The 23,078-nt window shown below is 71.3% G+C and carries 24 protein-coding genes and 1 riboswitch; of the genes, 16 read left to right on the top strand and 8 right to left on the bottom strand.

The window, feature by feature from the left end; genetic code table 11:
* Positions 1-1,197 carry a tRNA uracil 4-sulfurtransferase ThiI gene (gene thiI, locus AB0F17_RS10085; protein WP_358019217.1) on the top strand — a complete coding sequence of 399 codons (1,197 nt, stop codon included), beginning with the start codon at positions 1-3 and terminating at the stop codon, positions 1,195-1,197.
* A 60-nt stretch (positions 1,198-1,257) separates the two neighbouring features.
* Here the strand turns inward: thiI and AB0F17_RS10080 are convergent, their stop codons facing one another.
* Positions 1,258-1,548, bottom strand: a complete 291-nt coding sequence (locus AB0F17_RS10080; protein WP_358019214.1) for a YiaA/YiaB family inner membrane protein — start codon at positions 1,546-1,548, stop codon at positions 1,258-1,260.
* A 110-nt stretch (positions 1,549-1,658) separates the two neighbouring features.
* Entirely contained in the window at positions 1,659-2,690 is a 1,032-nt protein-coding gene (aroF, locus tag AB0F17_RS10075) for a 3-deoxy-7-phosphoheptulonate synthase (protein WP_358019211.1), read from the bottom strand.
* A gap of 263 nt (positions 2,691-2,953) precedes the next feature.
* Between aroF and AB0F17_RS10070 the strand changes: the two genes are divergently transcribed.
* From AB0F17_RS10070 to AB0F17_RS10060, 3 genes are all read left to right on the top strand, one after another.
* Positions 2,954-3,550: a molybdopterin-dependent oxidoreductase gene (locus AB0F17_RS10070; RefSeq protein ID WP_358019208.1), complete on the top strand. Its 597-nt coding sequence runs from the start codon at positions 2,954-2,956 to the stop codon at positions 3,548-3,550.
* Positions 3,551-3,594: 44 nt separating this feature from the next.
* Positions 3,595-4,758 (top strand): histidine kinase, encoded by a 1,164-nt coding sequence (locus AB0F17_RS10065; protein ID WP_358019205.1) that lies wholly within the window; start codon positions 3,595-3,597, stop codon positions 4,756-4,758.
* Positions 4,759-4,824: 66 nt separating this feature from the next.
* Complete coding sequence (locus AB0F17_RS10060) at positions 4,825-5,565, top strand: LytTR family DNA-binding domain-containing protein (RefSeq protein ID WP_358019202.1); 741 nt, start codon at positions 4,825-4,827, stop codon at positions 5,563-5,565.
* 535 nt (positions 5,566-6,100) lie between these two features.
* On the opposite strand, the gene AB0F17_RS10055 is transcribed toward AB0F17_RS10060, so the two are convergent.
* Positions 6,101-6,946 carry a deoxyribonuclease IV gene (locus AB0F17_RS10055; protein ID WP_358019199.1) on the bottom strand — a complete coding sequence of 282 codons (846 nt, stop codon included), beginning with the start codon at positions 6,944-6,946 and terminating at the stop codon, positions 6,101-6,103.
* A 147-nt stretch (positions 6,947-7,093) separates the two neighbouring features.
* Here AB0F17_RS10055 and uraD point away from each other — a divergent pair, with 147 nt between their 5' ends.
* The 6 genes from uraD to AB0F17_RS10025 are packed head-to-tail and all read left to right on the top strand — an operon-like array spanning position 7,094 to position 11,542.
* On the top strand, positions 7,094-7,579 hold the full coding sequence (gene uraD, locus AB0F17_RS10050; protein WP_358019196.1) for a 2-oxo-4-hydroxy-4-carboxy-5-ureidoimidazoline decarboxylase: 486 nt from the start codon (positions 7,094-7,096) through the stop codon (positions 7,577-7,579).
* The gene (gene uraH, locus AB0F17_RS10045) at positions 7,576-7,878 is read left to right on the top strand and encodes a hydroxyisourate hydrolase (RefSeq protein ID WP_214638059.1); all 303 of its coding nucleotides are present in this window, start codon (positions 7,576-7,578) and stop codon (positions 7,876-7,878) included. Before uraD ends, uraH begins: the two co-directional genes overlap by 4 nt.
* A gap of 2 nt (positions 7,879-7,880) precedes the next feature.
* Positions 7,881-8,753, top strand: coding sequence for a factor-independent urate hydroxylase (pucL, locus tag AB0F17_RS10040; protein ID WP_358019193.1), 873 nt, complete (start codon positions 7,881-7,883; stop codon positions 8,751-8,753).
* Between the two features lie 4 nt (positions 8,754-8,757).
* The gene (locus AB0F17_RS10035) at positions 8,758-9,618 is read left to right on the top strand and encodes an FAD binding domain-containing protein (RefSeq protein WP_358019191.1); all 861 of its coding nucleotides are present in this window, start codon (positions 8,758-8,760) and stop codon (positions 9,616-9,618) included.
* Positions 9,618-10,091 (top strand): (2Fe-2S)-binding protein, encoded by a 474-nt coding sequence (locus tag AB0F17_RS10030; protein WP_214637761.1) that lies wholly within the window; start codon positions 9,618-9,620, stop codon positions 10,089-10,091. The genes AB0F17_RS10035 and AB0F17_RS10030 overlap by 1 nt, the downstream gene beginning before the upstream one ends.
* Positions 10,088-11,542, top strand: a complete 1,455-nt coding sequence (locus tag AB0F17_RS10025) for an 8-oxoguanine deaminase (RefSeq protein ID WP_358019188.1) — start codon at positions 10,088-10,090, stop codon at positions 11,540-11,542. The genes AB0F17_RS10030 and AB0F17_RS10025 overlap by 4 nt, the downstream gene beginning before the upstream one ends.
* Before the next feature lie 32 nt (positions 11,543-11,574).
* On the opposite strand, the gene AB0F17_RS10020 is transcribed toward AB0F17_RS10025, so the two are convergent.
* Positions 11,575-12,726 carry a winged helix DNA-binding domain-containing protein gene (locus tag AB0F17_RS10020; RefSeq protein ID WP_358019185.1) on the bottom strand — a complete coding sequence of 384 codons (1,152 nt, stop codon included), beginning with the start codon at positions 12,724-12,726 and terminating at the stop codon, positions 11,575-11,577.
* A gap of 160 nt (positions 12,727-12,886) precedes the next feature.
* On the opposite strand from AB0F17_RS10020, the gene AB0F17_RS10015 reads away from it, so the two are divergent.
* From AB0F17_RS10015 to alc, 3 genes are read left to right on the top strand one after another with little or no spacing between them, the layout of a single operon-like run.
* Complete coding sequence (locus AB0F17_RS10015) at positions 12,887-14,026, top strand: glycerate kinase (RefSeq protein ID WP_358019182.1); 1,140 nt, start codon at positions 12,887-12,889, stop codon at positions 14,024-14,026.
* 39 nt (positions 14,027-14,065) lie between these two features.
* Entirely contained in the window at positions 14,066-15,376 is a 1,311-nt protein-coding gene (gene allB, locus AB0F17_RS10010) for an allantoinase AllB (RefSeq protein ID WP_358019180.1), read from the top strand.
* Positions 15,377-16,321, top strand: a complete 945-nt coding sequence (alc, locus tag AB0F17_RS10005) for an allantoicase (RefSeq protein ID WP_358019177.1) — start codon at positions 15,377-15,379, stop codon at positions 16,319-16,321.
* A gap of 13 nt (positions 16,322-16,334) precedes the next feature.
* On the opposite strand, the gene pknB is transcribed toward alc, so the two are convergent.
* The 4 genes from pknB to AB0F17_RS09985 all read right to left on the bottom strand — a co-directional run bounded on the left by pknB (position 16,335) and on the right by AB0F17_RS09985 (position 20,752).
* Positions 16,335-18,257 carry a Stk1 family PASTA domain-containing Ser/Thr kinase gene (gene pknB / locus AB0F17_RS10000; protein WP_358019174.1) on the bottom strand — a complete coding sequence of 641 codons (1,923 nt, stop codon included), beginning with the start codon at positions 18,255-18,257 and terminating at the stop codon, positions 16,335-16,337.
* Between the two features lie 254 nt (positions 18,258-18,511).
* Positions 18,512-19,267 carry a thiazole synthase gene (locus AB0F17_RS09995; RefSeq protein ID WP_358019172.1) on the bottom strand — a complete coding sequence of 252 codons (756 nt, stop codon included), beginning with the start codon at positions 19,265-19,267 and terminating at the stop codon, positions 18,512-18,514.
* Complete coding sequence (gene thiS / locus AB0F17_RS09990) at positions 19,260-19,460, bottom strand: sulfur carrier protein ThiS (protein WP_358019169.1); 201 nt, start codon at positions 19,458-19,460, stop codon at positions 19,260-19,262. Before thiS ends, AB0F17_RS09995 begins: the two co-directional genes overlap by 8 nt.
* Positions 19,457-20,752, bottom strand: a complete 1,296-nt coding sequence (locus AB0F17_RS09985; protein WP_358019166.1) for an FAD-dependent oxidoreductase — start codon at positions 20,750-20,752, stop codon at positions 19,457-19,459. The genes thiS and AB0F17_RS09985 overlap by 4 nt, the downstream gene beginning before the upstream one ends.
* Positions 20,721-20,838: riboswitch (TPP riboswitch) on the bottom strand. Its footprint overlaps the gene before it by 32 nt.
* 58 nt (positions 20,839-20,896) lie before the next feature.
* Here AB0F17_RS09985 and AB0F17_RS09980 point away from each other — a divergent pair.
* Genes AB0F17_RS09980 through thiE form a run of 3 tightly spaced genes read left to right on the top strand, consistent with a single transcriptional unit; the run spans position 20,897 to position 23,078 of the window.
* Positions 20,897-22,060, top strand: a complete 1,164-nt coding sequence (locus tag AB0F17_RS09980) for an FAD-dependent oxidoreductase (protein WP_358019163.1) — start codon at positions 20,897-20,899, stop codon at positions 22,058-22,060.
* Between the two features lie 30 nt (positions 22,061-22,090).
* Entirely contained in the window at positions 22,091-22,465 is a 375-nt protein-coding gene (locus AB0F17_RS09975; RefSeq protein WP_214637754.1) for an Rv2175c family DNA-binding protein, read from the top strand.
* Entirely contained in the window at positions 22,443-23,078 is a 636-nt protein-coding gene (gene thiE / locus AB0F17_RS09970; protein WP_358019160.1) for a thiamine phosphate synthase, read from the top strand. The genes AB0F17_RS09975 and thiE overlap by 23 nt, the downstream gene beginning before the upstream one ends.

The raw sequence follows: 23,078 nt of genomic DNA, 5'->3' as shown, positions 1-23,078 counted from the left end.
ATGTCGATGTCCGCCCTGGGCGAGCCCTGCGTTCTGCTCAAGCTGGGCGAGATCGTCCTCAAGGGTAAGAACCGCGACATCTTCGAACGCCGGCTGGTCGACAACATCCGTGAAGCCGTCAAAGAGCTCGGCCTCAAGCTCGACGTACGCAAGCGGCACGGCGTCATCGCGATCTTCCTGCCCGAGGGCGCCACGGCCGAGCAGTCGGAGACCGTCGCCAGGCGGGTCGCCGACGTGCCCGGGCTGGTCTGGATCCACTCGGCCTGGCGGGTCGCCAAGGACCCCGACGCCGTGCTCAAGGCGAGCGTGGAGCTCGTGTCCGAGCGCGAGGAGGTCAAGCGCGGGGCGACGTTCGCGGTGCGCTCCCGCCGCCGTGACAAGCGCTTCCCGCTGCGCTCCAACGAGCTCGACCGGCTCGTCGGCGGCGCCATCAACGACGCGTACGGCCTGCCGGTCAGGCTGAAGAACCCCGAGCTGACCGTGTTCATCGAGGTCGACAGGGACGAGGTGTTCGTCTTCACCGACGGCATCCCCGGCCAGGGCGGCCTGCCGGTCGGCAGCAGCGGCCGGGCGCTGGTGCTCATGTCGGGCGGCATCGACTCGCCGGTGGCGGCCTACCGGATGATGCGCCGTGGGCTGCACGTCGACTTCCTGCACTTCTCCGGCATCCCGTTCACCACGTCCGAGTCGATCTACAAGGCGTACGCGCTGGTCAGGAAGCTCGACCGGTTCCAGAGCCGATCGCGGTTGTGGGTGGTGCCGTTCGGCAAGGCCCAGCAGTCGATCCGCACCGCCGGGCAGGACCGGCTCGCGGTGATCACCCAGCGGCGGCTCATGCTCAAGACGGCCGAGGAGGTCGCGCACCGCATCCACGCCGCCGCGCTGATCACCGGTGACGCCCTCGGCCAGGTGTCCTCCCAGACGCTGACCAACATCACGGCCCAGGACCACGCGGTCGAGCTGCCGATCCTGCGCCCGCTGGTGGGCTGGGACAAGACGGAGATCATGGCCGAGGCCCGGCGCATCGGCACGCTGGAGATCTCCGAGCTGCCCGACGAGGACTGCTGCTCGCTGCTGGCGCCCAAGCGGGCCGAGACGCGCGCGAAGATCGAGGACCTCAAGCAGATCGAGAAGCGGCTGGACGCCGAGGAGCTCGCCGTCCAGCTCGCCGACTCGATCCAGGAGTACAAACTCTGAGCTGAGGCCGGGCCGCCCGTAGGGGGCCATCCAGCCGGGCGGGCCCGGTCTCAGGCTTTCTCAGGCCGAGTCCACCCTGAACGGGTCGTGCTCGGCCAGCAGCTTGTCCAGGCGGGCCTGGTCGACGCGGGTGCTGACCTCGGACAGCTCCTGGCGGTCGCGGACGACCTTGCTGAGCGTGATGGTCGAGGTGATGACGTACAGGGTGCCCAGTGCGAGGAAGGCCCTGATCCACCCGGAGGCCGGGAGATAGACCAGGGCGATCACCACTGACGACACGGAGACGGCGAACGACAGGATCGCCTGGACGTAGTAGGCGGTGGTCTGGGTGGGTTGGATGGGCTTCGTCATGCCGACCATCGTCACGCCGGGCGCGAGGTCGGCGCATGGGGTCACATACTCAAGTTACTGATGAGTACGGCCGACCGGGCGCGGTGCCGGCCGTACCCGTCAGGGGCGGGTCAGACCGCCAGCGCGGCGGCGGCGGTCTTGCCGAGCAGTGGCGGGAAGTCCCGCATGACCTGGGCCAGCTCGCCCAGATCCGTGTCGACCAGCGCCTGCGGCCCGTCGACGAGCGCGTGCTCCGGATGCGGGTGCACGTCGATGATGACGCCGTCGGCGCCCACGCCGATCGCCGCGCGCGTCAGCGGCAGCACCAGATCGCGATGGCCGCCCGAGTGCGACGGGTCGACGATCACTGGTAGGTGCGACAGCCGCTGCGCCACCGGTACGGCAGAGATGTCGAGCGTGTTGCGCGTGGCGGTCTCGAACGTCCTGACGCCGCGCTCGCACAGCACGATGTCGAGGTTGCCGCGCTGCGCGACGTACTCGGCGGCCATCAGCCACTCCTCGATCGTCGCGCTCATGCCGCGCTTGAGCATGACCGGCCGGCCCGCCGCGCCGACCGCCTGCAGCAGCGCGAAGTTCTGCGCGTTGCGGGTGCCGACCTGCAGCATGTCCGCGTACGAGGCGACCAGTTCGACGTCCTGCGCGTCGACGACCTCGGTGACGATCGGCAGCCCCGTCTCCTCGCGCACGTCGGCGAGGATGCGCAGGCCCTGCTCGCCCAGCCCCTGGAAGGCGTACGGCGAGGTGCGGGGTTTGAAGGCGCCGCCGCGCAGCAGCGTCGCGCCGGCCGCCATGGCCATCCTGGCCGCCTCCAGCGTCTGCTGGTGCGTCTCCACCGCGCACGGCCCCGCGATCAGTGTCACGGTGCCGGCGCCGATCGGCACGCCGCCCACGTGGACCGTGGACCGTTCGGGGTGGTTCTCCCTGCTCACCAGCTTGTACGGGGTGCTCACCCGCATCACGTCGCGCACCCCCGGCATGCCGCGCAGGCTCGCCTCGTCGAGTTGCGTCACATCGCCCACCAGCCCGACGATGGTGCGCCGCACACCCCTGCTCACGAACGCCTCGACCCCGGCCGCCTGGACGACCGCGACGATCGACGCGAGATCATCCCCGGTGGCCTCCTGGTCCATGACGATCACCATCTGCTGCTCCTCTGCTCAAGTGTGGAAACGGAAAAAGCCCTGGAAACGCCGAAAGGCCCCGGGTCCATGTGGACCCGGGGCCTTTCGTTCGCCTGTCTGCTAACGCAGCGTCAGATGGCGAACGGACTCGGGTCCGTCGCCATACCAAAACAGGAAAGCGTTACGCATGAGACCGATCCTAGCGCACCACACCCGGGCGCGAGCCACGCACGGGCCGGTGGCAGGATGGCCCAAGACCACGGAAACCGGCGAGGGGAGTGTACGTGGAGGAATCGCGCCTGCCTCCGGGCCAGTACGTCCCGCGCGGCCGGCCGGTGATCCACTACGGCAGGGTGCCTCAGTTCAAACCCGAGAGCTGGGACTTCCGCGTCTTCGGAGCCACCGCCTCGGGCGAGGAGCACTGCTTCACCTGGCCGGAGTTCGAAAGCCTGCCGCGCACCGGCGTCATCGCGGATTTCCACTGCGTGACCAAGTTCTCGATCATGGGCAACGAATGGCGGGGCGTGAGCCCGGCGACCATCGTCGCGGCGGCGCCGCCCGACCCGGGTGTGCGGCATGTGATGATCTGGGCCGAGTACGGCTACAGCGCCAACGTCCGGATGTCCGACTTCATCGCCCCGGGCACGTTGTTCGCCATGGAACTGGACGACAAGCCGATCAGCGCCGAGCGCGGCTTCCCCGTGCGGGCGATCGTGCCTCATCTGTACGCGTGGAAGAGCGTCAAATGGGTGCGGGCCGTCGAGTATCTCCTCGAAGATCGCCGCGGCTTCTGGGAGGAACGCGGCTACCACAACGTGGCCGATCCCTGGCACGAGCAGCGCTACTCCTACCAGGAAGAACCCGGTGAAGGCCCTCCGTAGGGTTTTCCCCCGAACACGGTCTGTTGTTGGCTACGGTTGCCCGCATGTCGACCACCGTGTGCGTGGTGCTCTCCTCCCTGACCTTCGTTCTCGGCTATGCGGTCGCCCGGCTGTCGCGCAGACGTCTGGCGCCGCCCGAGCCGTCTGAGCCTCCCGCGGGCGACTGGAAGGACGAGGCGACGTTCACCGCGCTGCACATCGCCGCGCTGGCGGCCCCTTCGTTGCGCGCGGGGCTGAACCGCGACTCGGCCCGCAAGGCCGTACGCCATCTGCACGCCCTGCTCGGCACGTACGCCGTCGCGATCACCTCGACCGAGGCGGCGCTGGCCTGGGACGGGCCGTGCACCGACGAGGTGCTCACCTACGCCAGGACCGTGCTGGCGTCGGGGCGGGCACAGGTGTTCGCCGGCGAGCCGTACGGCGCGGTCGTCGTGCCGCTGCTCGTCGAGGGCAAGCTCGTCGGCACGCTGGCGGCCTTCGACCAGGAGGTGAGCGCGGCGCTGGTGCGGACCGTCACCGAGGTCGGCCGGTGGGTGTCGGGCCAGTTGGAGCTGGCCGAGCTCGACACCTCGCGGCGGCGCGCGCTGGAGGCGGAGCTGCGGGCCCTGCGCGCGCAGATCTCCCCGCACTTCATCTACAACGCGCTGACCACGATCGCCTCCTTCGTCCGCACCGATCCGGCGCGGGCCCGGGAACTGCTGCTGGACTTCGCGGACTTCGCCCGATACGCGCTGCGCCGGGCGCACGATTTCACCACCCTGGCCGACGAGCTGACCTGCGTCGACCGCTACCTGCTGCTGGAGCGGGCGCGCTTCGGCGACCGGCTGCGCTTCAGCGTGCAGGTGGCGCCCGAGGTGCTGCCGGTGCCCGTGCCGTTCCTGTGCCTGCAACCGCTGGTGGAGAACGCGATCAAGCACGGCATGGGCAGCCGCGGCGGCACCGGCGAGGTACGGGTCGTGGCCCGCGACGCCGGGCCGGAGGCGCACATCACGGTCGAGGACGACGGCACCGGCATGGATCCCGAGCACGCCAGGAGGGTCCTCGACGACGACCCGAGGCGCGAGGGCAACGGCATCGGCCTGGCCAACGTGGACGTGCGGATGCGCCAGATCTACGGCGACGGCTACGGGCTGGTGGTGGAGACCGCGCTGGGCTCGGGCACCACGGTGCGGCTCCGGGTGCCCAAGACGCGCCCTAGCTCTCTGTAGTCAATTATTCGCGCTGCGTTCGCAAGTCGCTTGTGACCTCAGCGTTATTAAGGCAGCGTTGAGGTCATGCTGCGTGTGCTGGCCGTCGACGATGAGGTGCCCGCCCTGGAAGAGCTGGCCTACCTGCTCCGCAAGGACTCCAGGGTGGAGCGGGTCACGACCGCGAGCGACGGTGTCGCCGCCTTGCAGGGGATGGTGCAGATGATCGGGACCGGTGAGCGGCTCGACGGGGTGTTCCTCGACATCAGGATGCCGGGCATCGACGGGCTCGACCTGGCTCGGCTCGTCGGCGGCTTCCCCAGTCCGCCCAGGCTGGTGTTCGTCACGGCGCACGAGGAGTGCGCGGTGCGGGCATTCGAGCTGGCAGCCGTCGACTATCTGCTGAAACCGGTCCGGGCCGAACGGCTGGCCGAGGCGGTGCGCCGGCTGGAGGTGGCCGTGTCGCCGCCCCCCGAGCCGGGCCTGGACGATGTGATCCCGGTTGAACTGAGCGGGATCACCCGGTTCATACCGCAGCAGGCGGTCTGGTTCGCCGAGGCCAAGGGCGACTACGTGCGCCTCCATACGGTGGACGGCAGCTACCTCGTACGCATGTCCCTGGCGGCGCTGGAGCGGCGCTGGGCGGACGCCGGGTTCATCAGGGTGCACAGGAGCACTCTCGTCTCCGCACGGCATGTGAGCGAGCTCAGATTCGAGGGCGGCCGGGTGACGCTGACCGTCGGCACCGAGACGCTCCAGGTGAGCAGGCGGCACAGCCGCCAGGTGCGCGAGCAGCTGGTCCGCCAGCACCGCGGCGCCATCTCCTGACCGTCCCGCCGCCCGTTTCTCCGGGCGGGGTGGGCGTGAACGCGGGGAGTGTGAACGGCCCCCCGCGCCGTTCGCGGCGCGGGGTGTTTCTTCGTGATGGGCGCAAGTTCCCTGGTCACACCGGGTCGGGCGGCTCTGTGGCGGTCCGGGCGGCCATCGTGTCCGAGCCCGCGGAGCCCCGGAATCGACCGCTCGTCGTGTCGGATCGGCCGTTCATCGTAGCCATACGCTCCGTATGGCGATGACTACATACCGTTCGACGAGCTGTCCGTGAACTGGGGTTCGTCCGCAAGATCGCGACCGTAGTGTTTGCGCATCGGAAGCCACCCGGCGCATCGGGGGGACGAGCCGCAAGGCTCACTGCTTTGGTCTGATGCGTCGGATCCGTCGGTGACCGCACCGGTCACCACGGCTGTCGGGCCCTCTACCGGGGGGCAGGGCCCGCCTGCCGAGCACGTGTGGGACGCCCGCTGTGGCCGCGGAAGGACCGCGATCCGGCCTGACGGGGGCGGCCGGATCGCGAGAGCGGGCGTCCCTACACGTGCACGTCGCGGAGCTTCTTGAGGGTTTCTATGTCCTCGCGGTGCTTGTCAGCTTTGCCCGGGGTCTCGATGCAGATCGGGACGCCCGCCACGGCCGGGTGGCGCATGAGGTCGGCGAACGGCTGGGCGCCGATCTGCCCGGCGCCGATGTTCTCGTGGCGGTCCTTCTTCGAGCCGCACGCGTCCTTGGAGTCGTTGGCGTGGATCAGCTTCAGCCGTCCCGGCGCGATCTCGTGCAGCGCGTCGAACGTCTCCTTGACCCCGCCCTCGGCGACCAGGTCGTGCCCGGCCGAGAACGCGTGGCACGTGTCGAGGCAGATGCCGGCCCGCGGGTGCCAGTCGAGCGCCGCCAGGTAGGGCTCCAGGTCCTGCACCGTGGCGCAGAGCATCGCCCCCTGGCCCGCCATCGGCTCCAGCAGCAGGTCGGGGCCGTTGTCGGGGATCTCGTCGAGCAGCGGCAGCAGGTGCTCGCGCAACTGGCGCAGCGCGTCGTCGCGCGGCTGCGTCACCGCCGAGCCCGTGTGCACCACGACCCCCTTGGCGCCGATCTCGACGCCGCGGCGCAGCGTGTAGCGGACCAGCGCCACGGAACCGGCCAGCGTCTCGGGGTTGGGCGAGCCGAAGTTGGCCAGGTAGGGAACGTGAACGAAGGTGTCGACGCCCGACTCGGCCAGCGCGGCGTCCTGGTCGGGCTTGCCCGCCGTGAGCGCCCAGGCGCGGGGATTGGTGACGAACACCTGGATCATCTCGGCGCCGATCTCGGCCATGTACGCCAGACCGCCCGTCGCCAGGCCGCCGGCGACGGAGACGTGTCCGCCGATGAGAGAGGTTGGGGTCATGATGCCTCTCAGTTTAGGCGGGTCGCGCAGCGTGCCGGGCCGGGCCTAGAAGTTGGAGCATGACACGAAAAGTCATAGCCAATCGCTGGACCGCTTCAGAGTTCTTACGGATGGACCGGGCACCACGCGGGTGTGTGTACTGCTGCTATGCCCAAGACGCTCACCGGCCTGGCCGAGTTCAACGCCCGGGACGACATCGCGGCGGAGCTGCTCGCCTGCTGCGCCTCCCGCGCCTTCGCCGGGTCCGTCGCGGCCCAGCGCCCCTACGGCGACCCGGCTCAGCTCGCCGCCGCGGCCGACGCGGCCGTGCGCGGCCTGGCCTGGCCCGACGTCCTCGAAGCGCTCAGCGCGCACCCCAGGATCGGGGAGCGCGCCGCCAGTGCCTGGTCCAGGCAGGAGCAGTCGGGGGTGGCGGACGACACGCGCGCCGAGCTGGCCGAGGGCAACCGGGCGTACGAGGACCGTTTCGGCCACGTCTACCTGATCTGCGCCACCGGCCTGACGGGCGCCGAGATGCTCGCCCGGCTGCGCGAACGCCTCCTCCACGACGAGGGGACCGAACGCGAGACCGTCCGCGACGAACTGGCCAAGATCACCAAGCTGCGGCTGGTCAAGCTGCTGGAGGGGTCCTGATGAGCTTCTCCACGCACGTCCTGAACGCCGTCACCGGCCGCCCCGCCGAAGGAGTCGCCGTACGGCTGGAGCACGCGGGCGAGGTCGTGGCCGACGGCCGCACCGACGCCGACGGCCGGATCAAGGGCTGGACCCCCGGACCCGGCGTCAACCGAGTGGTCTTCGACACCGGCGCCTACCTGGCCGACACCTTCTACCCCGAGGTCGTCATCACCTTCACCGTGACGGACCCGGCCGCGCACTATCACGTGCCACTGCTGCTCAGCCCGTTCGCGTACTCCACCTACCGAGGGAGCTAAACGTGCCCGACGTCATCCTGGGTCCCAACCGCTACGGCAAGGCGGAGACCAGGCTCGTCCGCGTCGTCCGGGACGGCGACGTTCACCACCTCAAGGACGTCAACGTCAGCTCCTCGCTCTCCGGCGACATGGAGGCCGTCCACCTGACCGGCGACAACGCCACCGTCCTGCCGACCGACTCGCAGAAGAACACCGTCTACGCCTTCGCCAAGAAGCACGGCGTCGACCAGATCGAGGACTTCGCGCTGCTGCTGGCCCGGCACTTCGTCCAGTCGCAGCCGCCGATCCACCACGCCAGGGTCGAGATCGACGAGTACGCCTGGGAGCGGATCTCCGGCGACCGACCGCACTCGTTCGCCCGCAAAGGCGGCGAGGTGCGCACCTGCGTCGTCCACCACGACCGGGACGGCCGCACGACCGTGGTCTCCGGCCTGAAGGACCTGGTCGTGCTCAACTCGACGGGCTCGGAGTTCCACGGCTACGTCCAGGACGAGTACACCACGCTCCCGCCGACCACCGACCGCGTCCTCGCCACCGCCGTCGCCGCCCGCTGGCGCCACACCGCCGAAGGGTCCGCGTACGGCAAGTCCTACGAGGAGGTACGGCGCTGCCTGCTCGAAGCGTTCGCCGACACGCACAGCCTGTCGCTGCAGCAGACGCTGTACGCGATGGGAAAACGGGTACTGGACACCCGTGGCGAGGTCTGCGAGATCAGGTTCGCGATGCCGAACAAGCACCACTTCCTGGTGGACCTGTCGCCGTTCGGCCTGGACAACGACAACGAGGTCTACTTCGCGGCCGACCGCCCCTATGGCCTGATCGAGGGCGGCGTACTCCGCGAGGACGCCCCCGACGCCGCATTCGCCTGGGAGTAGAGCGATGGAATTCTTGCGCCCCACGACATGGGACGAGGCGCTGGCCGCGAAGGCGGACCAGCCCGAAGCGGTGCCCATCCAGGGCGGCACCGACGTGATGGTGGAGATCAACTTCGACGTGCGGCGGCCGGTGGCGTTGCTGGACCTGACCCGGGTGGCCGAGCTCCAGACCTGGTCCCTGGAGGACGGCCGCTACCGGGTGGGGGCCGCCGTGTCGTACACCACGATCATCGAGGAACTCGGCGGCCCGCTGCCGGGCCTGGCGCAGGCGTCGCGGACGGTCGGCTCGCCGCAGATCCGCAACCGTGGCTCGGTCGGCGGGAACCTCGGCGCGGCCTCACCCGCGGGCGACAGCCACCCGCCGCTGCTCGCCGCCGGAGCGGTGATCGAGGTGGAGTCGCGTGACCGCGGTGTCCGGATGATCCCCGCGCACGAGTTCTACCTGGGCGTCAAGCGGTCCGCGCTGGAGCCGGACGAGCTGATCAGGGCTGTCTGCCTCGAACCCGCCGCGGGACCCCAGTACTTCTCCAAGGTCGGCACCCGCAACGCCATGGTCATCGCGGTGTGCTCGTTCGCGGTGGCGCTGCATCCCGGCGAGGGCCGGGTCGGCACCGGCCTCGGTTCGGCCGCGCCCACGCCGCGCAGGGCGCTCGCGGCCGAGGAGTTCCTGCGCCGCGAACTCGACTGGAGCGCCAGGCTCGACCCCGCCGTGCTGCAGCGGTTCGGCGAGTTGTGCGCCCAGGCCGCCTCGCCGATCGACGACGTGCGCGGCACCGCCGACTACCGCAGGCACGCCATCGGCGTGATGGCCCGTCGCACGCTGACCTGGGCCTGGAACGACTACCGAGGAAAGAGGGCCGCCTGATGCGCGTCACCTTCACCGTCAACGGCCGCGAGGAGTGCGCCGACGACGTGTGGGAGGGCGAGAGCCTCCTGTACGTGCTGCGCGAGCGGGTCGGCCTGCCCGGCTCCAAGAACGCCTGCGAGCAGGGCGAATGCGGATCGTGCACGGTCTACCTCGACGGCACGCCGGTCTGCGCCTGCCTGGTCGCCGCCGGCCAGGCAGAGGGCCGTCAGGTGCGTACCGTCGAGGGCCTGGCCGACGGCGACCGGCTCGACCCCGTGCAGGAGGCGTTCGTCGAGAGCGGTGCCGTGCAGTGCGGCTTCTGCACGCCCGGCCTGATCGTGCAGACGCACGACCTGCTCGAGCGCGTCGACCGGCCGTCCGACGCGGAGATCCGCGAGGCCCTGGCGGGCAACCTGTGCCGCTGCACCGGCTACGAGAAGATCTTGGACGCGGTACGGCTGGCCGCCGACCGAAAGGCGGCGACCAGATGACGCCTCCGACGCAGACCGGCTCTGGGTCGTCTGGCCCGGCGCAGGCTGGTCCCGCGCAGACCGGTTCGGTGCAGATCGACAACGTCTACATCGCGCCCGTCGCAGGGCCTGAGATCCGATCCGGATATATCAGGATCGAGGGTGATCGGATCACCGGCGTGGGCCCGATGGCCGAGGCGCCCGCCACCCCGGCGGCCACCCGGATCGACGGCACCGGCTGCCTGGCCACGCCCGGCCTGGTGAACACCCACCACCACCTCTACCAGTGGGCCTCGCAGGGCCTGGCCCAGGACGCGACGCTCTTCGAGTGGCTGACGACTCTCTACCCGGTGTGGGCCGCCATGGACGCCGAGGTCGTCAGGGGCGCCGCGAGCGCGGGACTCGGCCACCTGGCCCTGTCCGGCTGCACCACCTCCAGCGACCACCACTACGTCTTCCCGAAGGGCCGCGGCGACCTGTTCGCCGCCGAGATCGAGGCGGCGCGCGAGCTGGGCATCCGCTTCCACCCGGCACGCGGCTCCATGGACCGGGGCGAGTCGCAGGGCGGCCTGCCCCCGGACGTCGTCGTTGAGAAGCTCGACGAGATCCTGGCCGCCACCGCCGAGGCCGTCGACGCCTACCACGATCCGTCGTTCTCCTCGAAGCTGCGGATCGCGGTGGCGCCCTGCTCGCCGTTCTCGGTCAGCGGGGAGCTGATGACCGAGGCCGCCGCCCTCGCCAGGGACCGGGGAGTGCGCCTGCACACCCACCTGGCCGAGACGCTGGACGAGGAGGAGCACTGCCGCGAGCAGTTCGGCATGCGGCCCGTCGAGTACATGGAGAAGCTCGGCTGGCTCGGCCCCGACGTGTGGTTCGCGCACGCCGTGCACCTCAGTGACGCAGACATCGGCAAGTTCGCCGCCACCGGCACCGGCTCCGCGCACTGCCCCTCGTCGAACGGGCGGCTCGGCGCCGGAATCGCCAGGGTGTCGGAGATGCTGCGCCTCGGGGCGAACGTCGGCCTCGGCGTCGACGGCAGCGCCTCCTCCGAGCTGACCACGCTGTCCGGTGAAATGCGGCAGGCCCTGCTGTTCCAGCGGGCCGTGCACGGCCCCGGCGCGCTGACCGCCAGGCAGGCGCTCGAACTGGCCACGCTCGGCGGAGCACGCAACCTCGGCCGCCAGGACGAACTGGGCACGCTCGAAGCCGGCAAACTCGCGGACATCGCGCTGTGGCGGGTGGACGAACCGTTCGCCGCGGCTGTGACCGACCCGGTCTGCCGCCTGGTCTTCGCCACCCGGCAACCACCGCTGGCCCGCCTGCTGGTCGGCGGCGAGACGGTCGTCGAGGACGACGAGCTCCGGACCGTCGCCCATGACGCCACCGGCCGCGCGGGCGCGGCGGCACACCGCCGCCTGACCCGGCTGGCCGAGGAACGCGGCATCACCGCAGCAAAGGAGATCCACTCGTAACGACGCCCCCGGCCGTCGAGGCCGCCCGCGGGTCAGGCCGAGAGCTCGCGTTCCAGCGGGGTGCGGAAGCGGGGCGTCACCTTGACGCCGGCGAGCCATGAGGCGAGGCCCATCACCTCGGCCTCGATCGACGACCTGGCCTCCGCGCCCACGTCCGACAGCAGGCGCCAGACGATCTCGCCGTCGCCACGCTGTGCCCAGCCGCCCACCACCTCGCCGTCCCACCACACGGTCGGCCCCACGTTGCCGCTGCGGTCGAACAGCTCGGCCCGGTGCGCCTGCGGCAGATACCAATCACGTCCCTGCCAGCCCATCGGCGTCGGGTCCAGCGCCGGCAGCAGGGCGGCCCACGGAGGCGGCGCCGGTACGGGATCGAGGTCGTCGGGCAGCACGTACCCGACGCCCTCGTCCAGCTCCACCGTCACCGCGCCGATCGAGCCCAGCGCCCGGCGCACGTCACCGAGCGTCCACCCGGTCCACCACTTCACGTCGCCCTCCGTGCCGGGCCCGAACGCCGCCAGCCACCGCCGTACCAGCTCCGCCTGCGCCTCCCACACCGTGAGCTCGGCCATCTCCGGCGCCACGCCCCACCGGACCTGCCCGCTGATCCACGTGCCCGACGGGCGGCCACGACGTACCAGGCGGCCTTCCATCGCCATCAGCCCCAGCAGCCGGGTGGAGACGCCCTGCGTAGCCTCGTACGGTTTGCCCTCCGCCACCCTCACCTGCTCGCGCAGCCGCGGCTCCAGCGCCCCCAGTTCGGCCGCGGTCGCCTCGCCCGACTCCGCCAGCAGGCGCAGCACCGACTCCTCGACCTCGCCGGCCCACGCCTCGTCCCAGCCGCCGCCCTCGGCCAGGAACCTCAGCAGCTTCTTGCGCTCCAGCTTGGCGACCGCCAGCGCCGAGGAGTAATGCACGACCGGCACCAGCTCGGCCGGCACCACGAACACCGTGCGCCGCATCCCGGTCATCCGCACCAGCGTCCGGTTCTCGTACAGGGCACGCTCGACCGGCTCCGGCCCCGGCGACTCCAGCCGCGCGCCCGCCGACAGGAACACCGTCGCCGGGTCCGTACCGTGCAGCGCCACCACGGACGCCACCGCCTCCTCCACGCTCGCGGTCCGCCGCGCGAGCCGATGCCGCACGCCCAGCCTGGCGCGCCGCTGCGCCACCGAGATCCGCACGCGGCCTCCTCTCGACATGACTTCTCGTTCGGTACGGCGGAGCCTAGACGACCGCGCCCGACGCCGGTTCGAGTCGCCGCCCGCCGGGATGTGATGATGAATCGTCGCGCCTCCCCGGAGGCGGGACCGTTCGCCGTTCGTCACCGTGTGGGAGTTCGTAGTGGTTGAGCATGTGCTCGTTGCCCCCGACAAGTTCAAGGGGTCGCTGACCGCCGCCGAGGTGGCGGCCCACGTGTCGGCGGGGCTCGGCGTCCCGACGATCGAGCTGCCCGTCGCCGACGGGGGAGACGGCACCGTGGACGCCGTCGTGGCCTGCGGCTTCACCCGGGTCTCCCGCCAGGTCACCGGGCCGACGGGCGAGCCGGTCCAGGCCTCGTACGCGCGGCGCGACGACACGGCCGTCGTCGAGCTGGCCGAGGCGTCCGGGCTGCGCCGCCTCCCCGGCGGCCACGAGCCGCTCACCGCCACGAGCTACGGCACCGGCGAGCTCGTCGCCGACGCGATCCGCCAGGGCGCCAAGCGCGTCGTCCTGGGCCTGGGCGGCAGCGCCTGCACCGACGGGGGCGCGGGCATGGCGCAGGCGCTCGGCGCCCGCTTCCTCGACGCTCAGGGCGACGAGCTGGAGTACGGCGGAGCGGCCCTCAGCAGGCTCGACCGCATCGATATCGCCGGCTTCACGGATATGTCGGGCGTCGAGGTGGTGGTGGCCAGCGACGTCGACAACCCGCTCCTCGGCCCGCACGGCGCCGCGGCGGTCTACGGTCCCCAGAAGGGCGCGACCCTGGAGGACGTCCCGGTCCTGGAGCGCGCGCTCGCCCGCCTCGCCGCCGTCGCCACCCGTACGCACGGGCTCGCGGGCGCCGTCGAGCACGACGACGTGCCCCGCCCGATGGGCGTCGCCGGGGCGCCCGGCGCGGGAGCCGCGGGCGGCGTGGGGTTCGCCGCGCTGGCGTTCCTGCACGCCGAGGTGCGGCCGGGCATCGACTACCTTCTCGACCTGCTCGGGTTCGGGGAGCACGTCAAGGGTGCCCGTCTGGTGATCACCGGTGAGGGTTCGCTGGACGAGCAGTCGCTGCGCGGCAAGGCCCCCATCGGCGTCGCCCAGGCGGCCGCCCGGGCGGGGGTGCCCGTGGTCGCCGTCTGCGGCCGCCGTACCCTGTCCGACGCCGAGCTCCGGGCGGCGGGCATCGAGGCCGCCTACACGCTCACCGACCTGGAGCCCGACCCGGTCCGCTGCATGGCCGACGCCGGCGCGCTCCTCGAACGCCTGGCCGCCAAGCTCGCCGCCGACCGCCTGTGACCGCTGCGGGCCAGGACCGTTGACCAGGAAGGGGCGCACATGACCGGCTACGACCTCGTGGTCCGATCACGCAGGACCGTCACCCCCGACGGCGAGCGGGCCGCTTCGGTGGCCGTTCGCGACGGCCGGATCGTCGCGATCGGCGAGTACGGCGACGCGCTCGGGGCGGCCGAGGACATCGACCTGCGCGACCTCGCGCTGCTGCCCGGCCTGGTCGACACCCACGTGCACGTCAACGAGCCGGGCCGCACCCATTGGGAGGGGTTCGCGTCGGCGACCAGGGCGGCCGCGGCGGGCGGGGTCACCACGATCGTGGACATGCCGCTCAATTCGCTCCCGCCCACCGTCACGGTGGACGCGCTCGACGCCAAGCTGCGCGCCGCCGCCGGTCAGTGCCACGTGGACGTCGGTTTCTGGGGCGGGGCGATCCCCGGCAACGTCAAGGACCTGCGCCCGCTGCACGACCGCGGTGTCTACGGCTTCAAGTGCTTCCTGTCGCCGTCGGGCGTGGAGGAGTTCCCGCCGTTGAGTCCTTCGGAGGTGCGGCCGGCGCTCGAGGAGCTCGCCGGGTTCGACGGCCTCATGGTCGTACACGCCGAAGATCCGGCGCTGCTCGCCGAGCCGGTGGGCCCGACATACCGGGAGTTCGTGGACTCGCGGCCGGGCGCGGCCGAGCGCAGCGCGGTCGAGCAGGTGATCCGGCTGGCCAGGGAGACCGGCGCCAGGGTGCACATCCTGCACGTCTCCAGCGCCGACTGCCTGGAGCCGCTGGCCGCCGCCCAGGCCGAAGGGGTGCGCGTCACGGCCGAGACCTGTCCCCACTACCTGACGCTGGCCGCCGAACAGGTGCCCGAAGGCGACACCGCCTACAAGTGCTGCCCGCCGATCCGCTCCGCGGCCAACCGCGACCGGCTCTGGGACGGGCTGGCGAGCGGTGTGCTGAGCTGCGTGGTCTCCGACCACTCGCCCTCTCCGGCCGACCTCAAGGTGCCCTCGTTCGCGGCGGCCTGGGGCGGCATCGCCTCGCTCCAGCTCGGCCTGCCGGCCGTGTGGACCGAGGCGTCGCGTCGCGGTCACGGGCTGGCGGACGTGGTCCGCTGGATGTCCACCCAACCAGCGGCAATGGCCCATATTTCTGGAAAAGGCGCGATAAAGGTGGGCAATGACGCTGATCTGGTGGCTTTCGATCCCACTGGCGTCAACGCGGTCGACGCGGCCCGGCTGCACCACAAGAACCCGGTGACGCCCTACCACGGCCACCTCCTCAAGGGCGCCGTCCTCACCACCTGGCTGCGCGGCCGGCCCGCCGACGGCGTACCGCACGGAACCTTCCTGTTTGGAGAGCAGTAGATGCCCAGCTTCACCGCGCTGCCCGACCTCGCGCTCCGTACCCTCGGCGGGTCGGTCGTCGCCGCCAGCGACGAGTCGTTCGCCGAGAAGGAGAGCCTGATCCGGCCGGGACGGCCCGGCTTCCGGGCGGAGACGTTCGGCAACAAGGGCCAGGTCTACGACGGCTGGGAGACCCGCCGCCGCCGCGAGCCCGGCCACGACTGGGCGATCGTCCGGCTCGGCCTGCCGGGTGCCGTCCGCGGCGTGGTGATCGACACGGCCTGGTTCAAGGGCAACTACCCGCCTCAAGCGTCGGTCGAGGCGGTGGCCGTGGACGGTTATCCGTCGCCCGCCGAGCTCGCCGACGCCGCGTGGGTGGAGATCGTGCCGAGGAGCGACCTCAAAGGCGACGCCGAGCACCCTTTCGAGGTGACCGACGACTCCCGTTACACGCACGTCCGGCTGAACATGTACCCCGACGGCGGCATCGCGCGGTTGCGCGTGCACGGTGAGGTCCGGCCGGATCTGTCCCTGTACGACGGGCTCAGCCTCGACCTGGCCGCCCTGGCGAACGGGGGCCGGGTCGTCGCCTGCTCCAACGAGTTCTACTCGGCTCCCGACAACGTCCTCGCCCCCGGGCTGGCCCGTCACCAGGCGGAGGGCTGGGAGACCGCGCGGCGGCGCGAGGAGGGGAACGAGTGGCTGGTCATCCGGCTCGCCGCGCGGGGCGTCATCCGGCTGGCCGAGATCGACACCACGAACCTGCTGTTCAACGCGCCCGGGTGGGTGTCACTGACCGGGTACGACGGTGACCATGAGGTCGGGCTGCTGGCCAGGACGCGGTTGCGGCCCGACACCCCGCACCGGTTCCGTCTGGAGGGCGACGAGCCGGTCACGCGGGTGCGCGTCGACATCTACCCCGACGGGGGGCTGGCAAGGGTCCGGCTCCACGGCAACCTCGCCTGACCGGCGGCCGGGGTCACTGCCAGAGGACGACCGTCGCGCCGGGCGGGCGCTCGCTGTTGCCCGCCGGGCGCTGGAACCGGACGACTCCATCCTTGGAGAGCTTGCGGACCTGCACCTTGAAGCCGAGCCCCTGTAACTCGTTCCGAGCGTCGTTGGTGTTCTTTCCCACCACCGACGGGACGAGCTGGAACTCCTGGTCGTCACGCGCCTCGTTGTCACCCTTGAACCAGTCCCAGAAGTCGGTCTGGCACCGGGCCACCGTGATCATGGCCTGGGCGCCCTTGTCGACCTCGGACTTGGCCTTCGGCGCCTGCGCGATCACCGTGCACGGCTCGGCGTCGTCGTCGACCTCGTTGACCTGCACCTGGAAGCCCTGGGTGCCGAGGTAGTTGGCCGCCTCGTCCTTGGGCATGCCGGCGACGTCGGGCATCACCAGCCCCGCGCTGACGTAGATGTTGACCTTCGAGCCTTCCTTGACCTTCTCGCCCACCTCGGGGGAGGTGCGGATCACCTTGCCGCGCTCGATCCCCTGGTTGGCCAGCCGGCTGACGCGATTGACGTCGAGCCCGACCTTGGCGACCGCGGTGCGGGCCTCGGGCTCGGACATGCCCTCGACGTTGGGCACCAGCACCCGCTTCGGCCCCAGCGAGGGCACCAGCGTGAGGACCGCACCCCGCTCGACCTCGACGTTCCATGCCGGGTCGGTGCGCAGCACGAGGCCCTCGGCGATCTTCTCGTCGTACTGGCCGGCGGCCGTCTTGACCTTGAAGCCACTGCCGGCGGCGAGCTTCTCGGCGGCCGCCACGTCCTTGCCGACCAGGTTCGGCACCGGTACGTACGTGGCCTGCGAGAAGTACCAGCCCGTCAGCGCCACCGCCACCACCATGACGACGGCGAGCACGACCAGGAACCAGTTGGGCCGGAAACCGGCGCGCGGCGCGGGCACCTCCTCGCGCGGCTGGATCATCGTGTGGTTCGGCACCGCCTGCGTCATCGCGTGCGGCGCGGTGCCGGTTCTGGAGCCCGGCGCCGAATACGGCATGGAGTGCGCCTGGGACGTCCTCGTGTGCGTCGGTGGCGTCGTCGTACGGGGCAGCATGCGGTGCGCGTCCACGGCCGCCACCAGCATGGCGGTCGCGTCGGCGGGACGGTCGTCGGGGGCGCGCGCCGTGGCGTGCCTCACCAGCGTGTCGATCAGCGGCGGCACCTCCGGCACCACCGACGACGGCGCCGGCACGGTGTCATGGACGTGCCGGTAGGCCACCGACATCGGCGTCTCGCCGTCGTAGGGCTGCTGGCCGGTCACCAGTTCGAACAGCATGATGCCCGCCGCGTAGACGTCGCTCCGCACGTCGGCGCCGCCGGTCATGACCTGCTCGGGCGACATGTAGCCGATCGTGCCGATCATCACGCCGGTACGGGTCTGGTTGGTCGCCTCGATCGCCCGCGCCAGGCCGAAGTCCACCACCTTGCCCCGGCCGTCGTCGGTGAGCAGCACGTTCTCGGGCTTGACGTCGCGGTGCACCATCCCGGCCTGATGGGCCGCGCCCAATGCCGCGAGCACCGGTATCATGATCTCCAGCGCCTCGCGGGCGGGTAGCCTGCCCCGGTCGCGCAGGGTGTCGCGGAGCGTCTTGCCAGGCACGTACTCCATCGACAGATAGACCGCGTCGGTGTCGGTGCCCTGGTCGAAGACGTGCACCACGTTGGGGTGGGAGAGGCTGGCCACAGACTTGGCCTCGCCGATGAATCGCCGCACGAACGCCGGGTCCTCGGCGAGCGAGCGATGCATGACCTTCAGCGCGACCGTGCGGTCAAGCCGGACGTCGAGCGCCAGGTAGACGGTCGCCATACCACCCCGCGCGATCCGGGACTCGATGCGATAGCGCCCATCGAGTAGCCGGCCGACCAGGGGGTCCGCAGTCGTCGTGTCCACCCCCCTGAGTTTACGGGCGTTTTGCCACTGGCAAGGCCTGACCATCCGAAACCGATGCCGAGCCGTGCTCGTTGAAATGCCCCTATTTTGCGCGTAACAGGACATAAACCACCGACGTCCCACTGCCCTCACGCGGGCCTCGGGCTGCGGGGGTTGGGGTCTGGGGGGTCGGCCGGCCTGCGGTCGGCTGGCTTGCCGGTTTATGGGTTGGCGGTTTGTGAGTCTGCGCCCCCGCGGCAGGCCGGGGCCCGGGGCTAAGGACCCTTCGGGGAGGAGGCCTCCGCGTAGCGGCGGCGGGGGATGCGGCCCGCCTGGCGGGCGAGCCGGCCCGCCTGGACCGCCGCTCTCATGGCCGCCGCCATCAGGTCCGGCCGCTGTGCCCTGGTGACGGCCGTGGCCAGGAGTACGGCGTCGCAGCCCAGCTCCATGGCCAGGGCGGCGTCGCTGGCCGTACCGATGCCCGCGTCGAGGATCACCGGCACCGAGGCCGCCTCCACGATGAGCTCGATGTTGTGCGGGTTGCGGATGCCGAGGCCCGAGCCGATCGGCGCGCCGAGCGGCATCACCGCCGCGCACCCGGCCAGCTCCAGGCGGTGCGCCAGCGCCGGGTCGTCCCCGATGTACGGCAGCACCACGAACCCGTCGGTCACCAGCCGCTCCGCCGCGTCGAACGTCTCGATCGGATCCGGCAGCAGCGTCCGCTCGTCGGCGATGACCTCGAGCTTGACCCAGTTCGTGCCGAGCGCCTCCCTGGCCAGCCGGGCGGTCAGCACGGCATCGCCGGCGGTGAAGCAGCCGGCGGTGTTGGGGAGGACCTTGATGCCGCGCTCGCGCAGTATGTCGAGCACCGAGCCGGGCGCACCGGGGTCGAGCCGCCGCATGGCGACGGTCGTCAGCTCGGTGCCGGAGGCGACCAGCGCCTGGTCGAGCACCTCCAGCGACGGCGCGCCACCGGTGCCCATGATGAGCCGGGAGGAGAACTTCTCCCCGGCGATCAGCAGATCATCCACCTTGCACCGCCGTCAGAACCTCCACGCGGTCGCTGTCGCCGAGCGCCGTCGTCTCCCAGGTGCTCCGCGTCACCACCTCGTCGTTGACGGCCACGGCCACACCGGTCGTGGCCGTCGTCAGAGTGAGTACGGCCTGCGCCACGGTGGTGCCGTCGGGCACCTCATGCGCGGCCCCGTTGATGGTCACATTCATGAAATATCCCGATACCTCAGCGGCGAGCACAGCTCCGCCATCTCGCCTTCCTCGCCCAGCAGAATGGCCGCCGTGAGAGGGGCCAGCAGCACCCCGCCCCGGTGATGCCCGGTGGCCAGCACCAGTCCCGGCGTACCGCTGGGCCCGATGAGCGGCACGTTGTCCGGCGTGCCCGGTCGCAACCCCGCCACCACGTCGGCCACCTCCAACTCGGTGACGCCCGGCACCAGCTCGCGGGCGTCCCGCAGCAGCTCGTACAGCCCGCCCGCCGTCACTCTCGTGTCGAACCCCAGCTCCTCCTGTGTCGCCCCGACCACCAGCTCGCCATCACCCCTCGGCACCAGGTAGACGGACGCCCCGTGCACCGTCCCGCGTACGCACCTGCCGAGCAGCGGCTGGGGGGAACGCAGCCGCATGATCTGCCCCTTGACCGGCCGCACCGGCACATCGACCAGCCCGGCACTCCACGCCCCGGCCGCCAGGATGACCCGCTCACCCCGGATCTCGTCGATCAGGTGCGCCCGGGTGATCTGGTCGGCCTGGGTTTCGTCGGGTAGGTCGGCCTGGGCGATCCGCTCGCCCCGAGTCTCGGGTGACCCGCCCCAGACGGGCGACCGATCCGGGGCGGGTGCCTGGCCCGGGGGCGCGAGGCGTACGCCTACGACCTGGTCGCCGTCGCGGAGCAGTTCGCTCACGCGAGCCCGTACGAGTGGGACGCCGAGGCGCTTGAGGGCGGCCAGGAGTGCGGTGGTGACGCGGCGCGGGTCCACCCACGCGTCACCCCGGGCCAGCAGCCCGCCACGGACGGAGGGCGCCAGCATGGGCTCCAGGCGACGGCATTCGCGCCCGGTCAGCCGTTCGACCGGGAGCCCCAACTTCTCCATGAACGCGGCCAGCTCTCCGAGCGCCGCCAGATCGTCGGCCCCGAACGCCACAGCGAGCGTCCCATCGACCCGGAAGTCCAGCCCGGCCCGCGCCGCGTCGCTGACCTCGCTCACGGCCGCCGCGGGCCCGCTGCCGTCAGCCCCAAGGCCGGCGTCGGTGGCGAGTTCGGAGGCGAAGGACGGCCAGCGGCGCAGTCCGGCGAGGCCCAGCCGGAGCAGTGGCTCCTCCGTGTACGTGACCTCGCTCACCGGTGCCAGCATGCCTGCCGCCGCGTGCGAGGCCCCCGAGGCCGGAGCCGGGTCGACCACGGTGACCGGCCGACCGGAGCGGGCCAGGCGCCAGGCGATGGACAGCCCGACGATCCCGCCGCCTACGACGATGTCCACATCCGCTCCCTTCGCCGGCATGATCCGGATCAGGTGTCTTGCGGTCGAAGGCCCGGTGCAGCCTTCCTCTCAGCCCGGTAAACGGCCGGACTCCCGCGCGTCTTACGCCCCCAGCCTACGGCCTCGGCGCGACGATCCGGCACGGCCCCCGTTATGGTCTTGGACGTGAATCATGTCGTGGTGGCAGGCGCCGGTCTGGCCGGCGTACGTAGTGTCGAGGCGCTCCGCGCGAGAGGGTTCGACGGCAGGATCACCCTCATCGGGCAGGAACGGCATCGGCCGTACGATCGCCCGCCCCTGTCGAAGGCGGTCCTGTCCGGCAGCAGTGACTCCAGCTTCGTCGACGCCGACCTCGCGGTGCTGGAGGTGGACTTCTGGCCGGGCGTCTCGGCCAAGTCGCTGCGCCCTGGCGTTGTGCAGACCTCCGAGGGCGAGCTCGGCTATGACGGTCTGGTCATCGCCACCGGAGCCGAGCCGATCACGCTGCCCGGCGACGGCCAGCAGCACGTGCTGCGCACCCTGGACGACGCGCTGGAGCTGCGCGCCCGGCTGGTCAAGGGCGCCCGCGTGGTGATCATCGGCGCCGGCTGGATCGGCGCCGAGGTGGCCACCGCCGCCCGCCGGGCCGGCTGCGAGGTGACCGTGATAGAGGCCGGCCCGACCCCGCTCGCCCAGGCGGTCGGGCCCGAGATCGGCGCCCGCACCCAGGGCTGGTACGAGGGCATCGACCTGCGGCTCGACACCCTGGTCGGCTCCGTGGACGAGGGCGGCCTCACACTCGCCGACGGCGGCTTCATCGAGGCGCACGTCGTCGTCACCGGCGTCGGGGTGCGCCCGACCGTCGGCTGGCTGGCGGGCTCCGGCATCGACCTGGACAACGGCGTCGTCACCGACGAGCACATGCGCACCTCCCTGCCGAACGTCGTGGCGGTGGGCGACTGCGCCGCCTGGTGGTCGCGCCGCTTCCAGACCCGGCTCAGGGTCGAGCACTGGGACGCCGCGCTCAACTCACCCGAGGTGGCCGCCGCCACGCTGCTGGGCGGGGACTCGGTTTACGACCCGGTGCCCTATTTCTGGTCCGAGCAGTTCGGCCACATGGTCCAGTACGCGGGCCACCACCCGGCCGGAGACCGTCTCCTCTACCGGGGCGAGCTCGAAGGCAAATGGTCGGCCTGCTGGCTCAATTCGGACGACACCCTGGCCGCGGTACTCGCCGTGGATCGGCCTCGGGATCTCGTACAGGGCCGCAGAATCATCGAAGGCGGCCACCGCGTTGACGCCGAATGCCTGGTAGATCCCGACGTCTCCCTACGGGATTGTGTTGTTTGAGCAAGCACGGCATGTGGTAGTTGTGGTTTCGTGACGCTTTCTGTTGCGCAGATCGACCGGGAGACCGACCAACTCGTCGCCGAGTGGCTCACTCTCCCCGAAGTGGCCGCGCGCCTCGACCTCTCACTGGGGCGGGCCAAGCAACTCCTCAAGGACCGCAAGCTGCTGGGTGTACGCCGGGGCGGTGGCGGGCCACAAGTGCCCGCTGTGTTCCTTGATGGAAAGGACGTGATGAAGGGCCTGCCTGGCACCCTCTCGGTGCTGCGGGACTCCGGTTACGACGATGTCGAGTCACTCCGGTGGCTCTTCACCCCCGACGACTCCCTGCCTGGCTCGCCCGTCGACGCCATCAGGGCCGGTCGCCATACCGAGGTCAAGCGGCGTGCCCAAGCCCTCGCTTTCTGACGCCCGCCTCTACCTCTGCACAGACGGCCGCCGCGAACGCGGTGATCTGGCGGACTTCCTCGACGCGGTGCTGGCCGCCGGCGTGGACATCGTCCAACTGCGGGAGAAGGGACTCGAGGCGCGCGAAGAGCTCGCGCTCCTCGAGGTCTTCCGCGACGCCTGCGACCGGCACGGCAGGCTGCTGGCGGTCAACGACCGGGCCGACATCGCGTACGCCGCCCGGCCTGACGTGCTCCACCTGGGGCAGGACGATCTTCCGGTGAAGGTCGCGCGAGAGATACTCGGCGACGACGTCTTCATCGGACGGTCCACCCACTCCACCGCCGAGGCGTCCGCCGCGGCCGTGGAGGAGGGCGTCGACTACTTCTGCTGCGGTCCCGTCTGGCCCACGCCGACCAAGCCGGGCCGCCACGCGCCGGGGCCGTCGCTGCTCCGGCACGCGGCGTCGCTCGGCGGCGGGCGGCCGTGGTTCGGGATCGGCGGGATCGACCTGGCCAACCTCGACCAGGTCCGGTCGTACGGGGTCGAACGGGTCGTGGTGGTACGCGCCATCACGGACGCCGACGACCCGGGCGCCGCGGCAGCGGAGTTCGCCAAGCGCCTGGCCAACTGA

Origin of the sequence: Nonomuraea sp. NPDC026600, assembly GCF_040638335.1 — a bacterium.
Lineage (GTDB): Bacteria > Actinomycetota > Actinomycetes > Streptosporangiales > Streptosporangiaceae > Nonomuraea.
This window is presented reverse-complemented; position numbering and strand designations above follow the sequence as displayed.

What these genes read in the sequence shown, in the direction of transcription:
- allB (WP_358019180.1), top strand. Translation starts at nt 14,066, where the DNA reads ATGACCGGCTACGACCTCGTGGTCCGATCACGCAGGACCGTCACCCCC.
- uraD (WP_358019196.1), top strand. Translation starts at nt 7,094, where the DNA reads ATGCCCAAGACGCTCACCGGCCTGGCCGAGTTCAACGCCCGGGACGAC.
- AB0F17_RS10080 (WP_358019214.1), bottom strand. Translation starts at nt 1,548, where the DNA reads ATGACGAAGCCCATCCAACCCACCCAGACCACCGCCTACTACGTCCAG.
- AB0F17_RS10030 (WP_214637761.1), top strand. Translation starts at nt 9,618, where the DNA reads ATGCGCGTCACCTTCACCGTCAACGGCCGCGAGGAGTGCGCCGACGAC.
- AB0F17_RS10025 (WP_358019188.1), top strand. Translation starts at nt 10,088, where the DNA reads ATGACGCCTCCGACGCAGACCGGCTCTGGGTCGTCTGGCCCGGCGCAG.
- aroF (WP_358019211.1), bottom strand. Translation starts at nt 2,690, where the DNA reads ATGGTGATCGTCATGGACCAGGAGGCCACCGGGGATGATCTCGCGTCG.
- AB0F17_RS10055 (WP_358019199.1), bottom strand. Translation starts at nt 6,946, where the DNA reads ATGACCCCAACCTCTCTCATCGGCGGACACGTCTCCGTCGCCGGCGGC.
- AB0F17_RS10035 (WP_358019191.1), top strand. Translation starts at nt 8,758, where the DNA reads ATGGAATTCTTGCGCCCCACGACATGGGACGAGGCGCTGGCCGCGAAG.
- AB0F17_RS10060 (WP_358019202.1), top strand. Translation starts at nt 4,825, where the DNA reads ATGCTGCGTGTGCTGGCCGTCGACGATGAGGTGCCCGCCCTGGAAGAG.
- thiI (WP_358019217.1), top strand. Translation starts at nt 1, where the DNA reads ATGTCGATGTCCGCCCTGGGCGAGCCCTGCGTTCTGCTCAAGCTGGGC.
- thiS (WP_358019169.1), bottom strand. Translation starts at nt 19,460, where the DNA reads ATGAATGTGACCATCAACGGGGCCGCGCATGAGGTGCCCGACGGCACC.
- alc (WP_358019177.1), top strand. Translation starts at nt 15,377, where the DNA reads ATGCCCAGCTTCACCGCGCTGCCCGACCTCGCGCTCCGTACCCTCGGC.
- AB0F17_RS10065 (WP_358019205.1), top strand. Translation starts at nt 3,595, where the DNA reads ATGTCGACCACCGTGTGCGTGGTGCTCTCCTCCCTGACCTTCGTTCTC.
- AB0F17_RS09985 (WP_358019166.1), bottom strand. Translation starts at nt 20,752, where the DNA reads ATGCCGGCGAAGGGAGCGGATGTGGACATCGTCGTAGGCGGCGGGATC.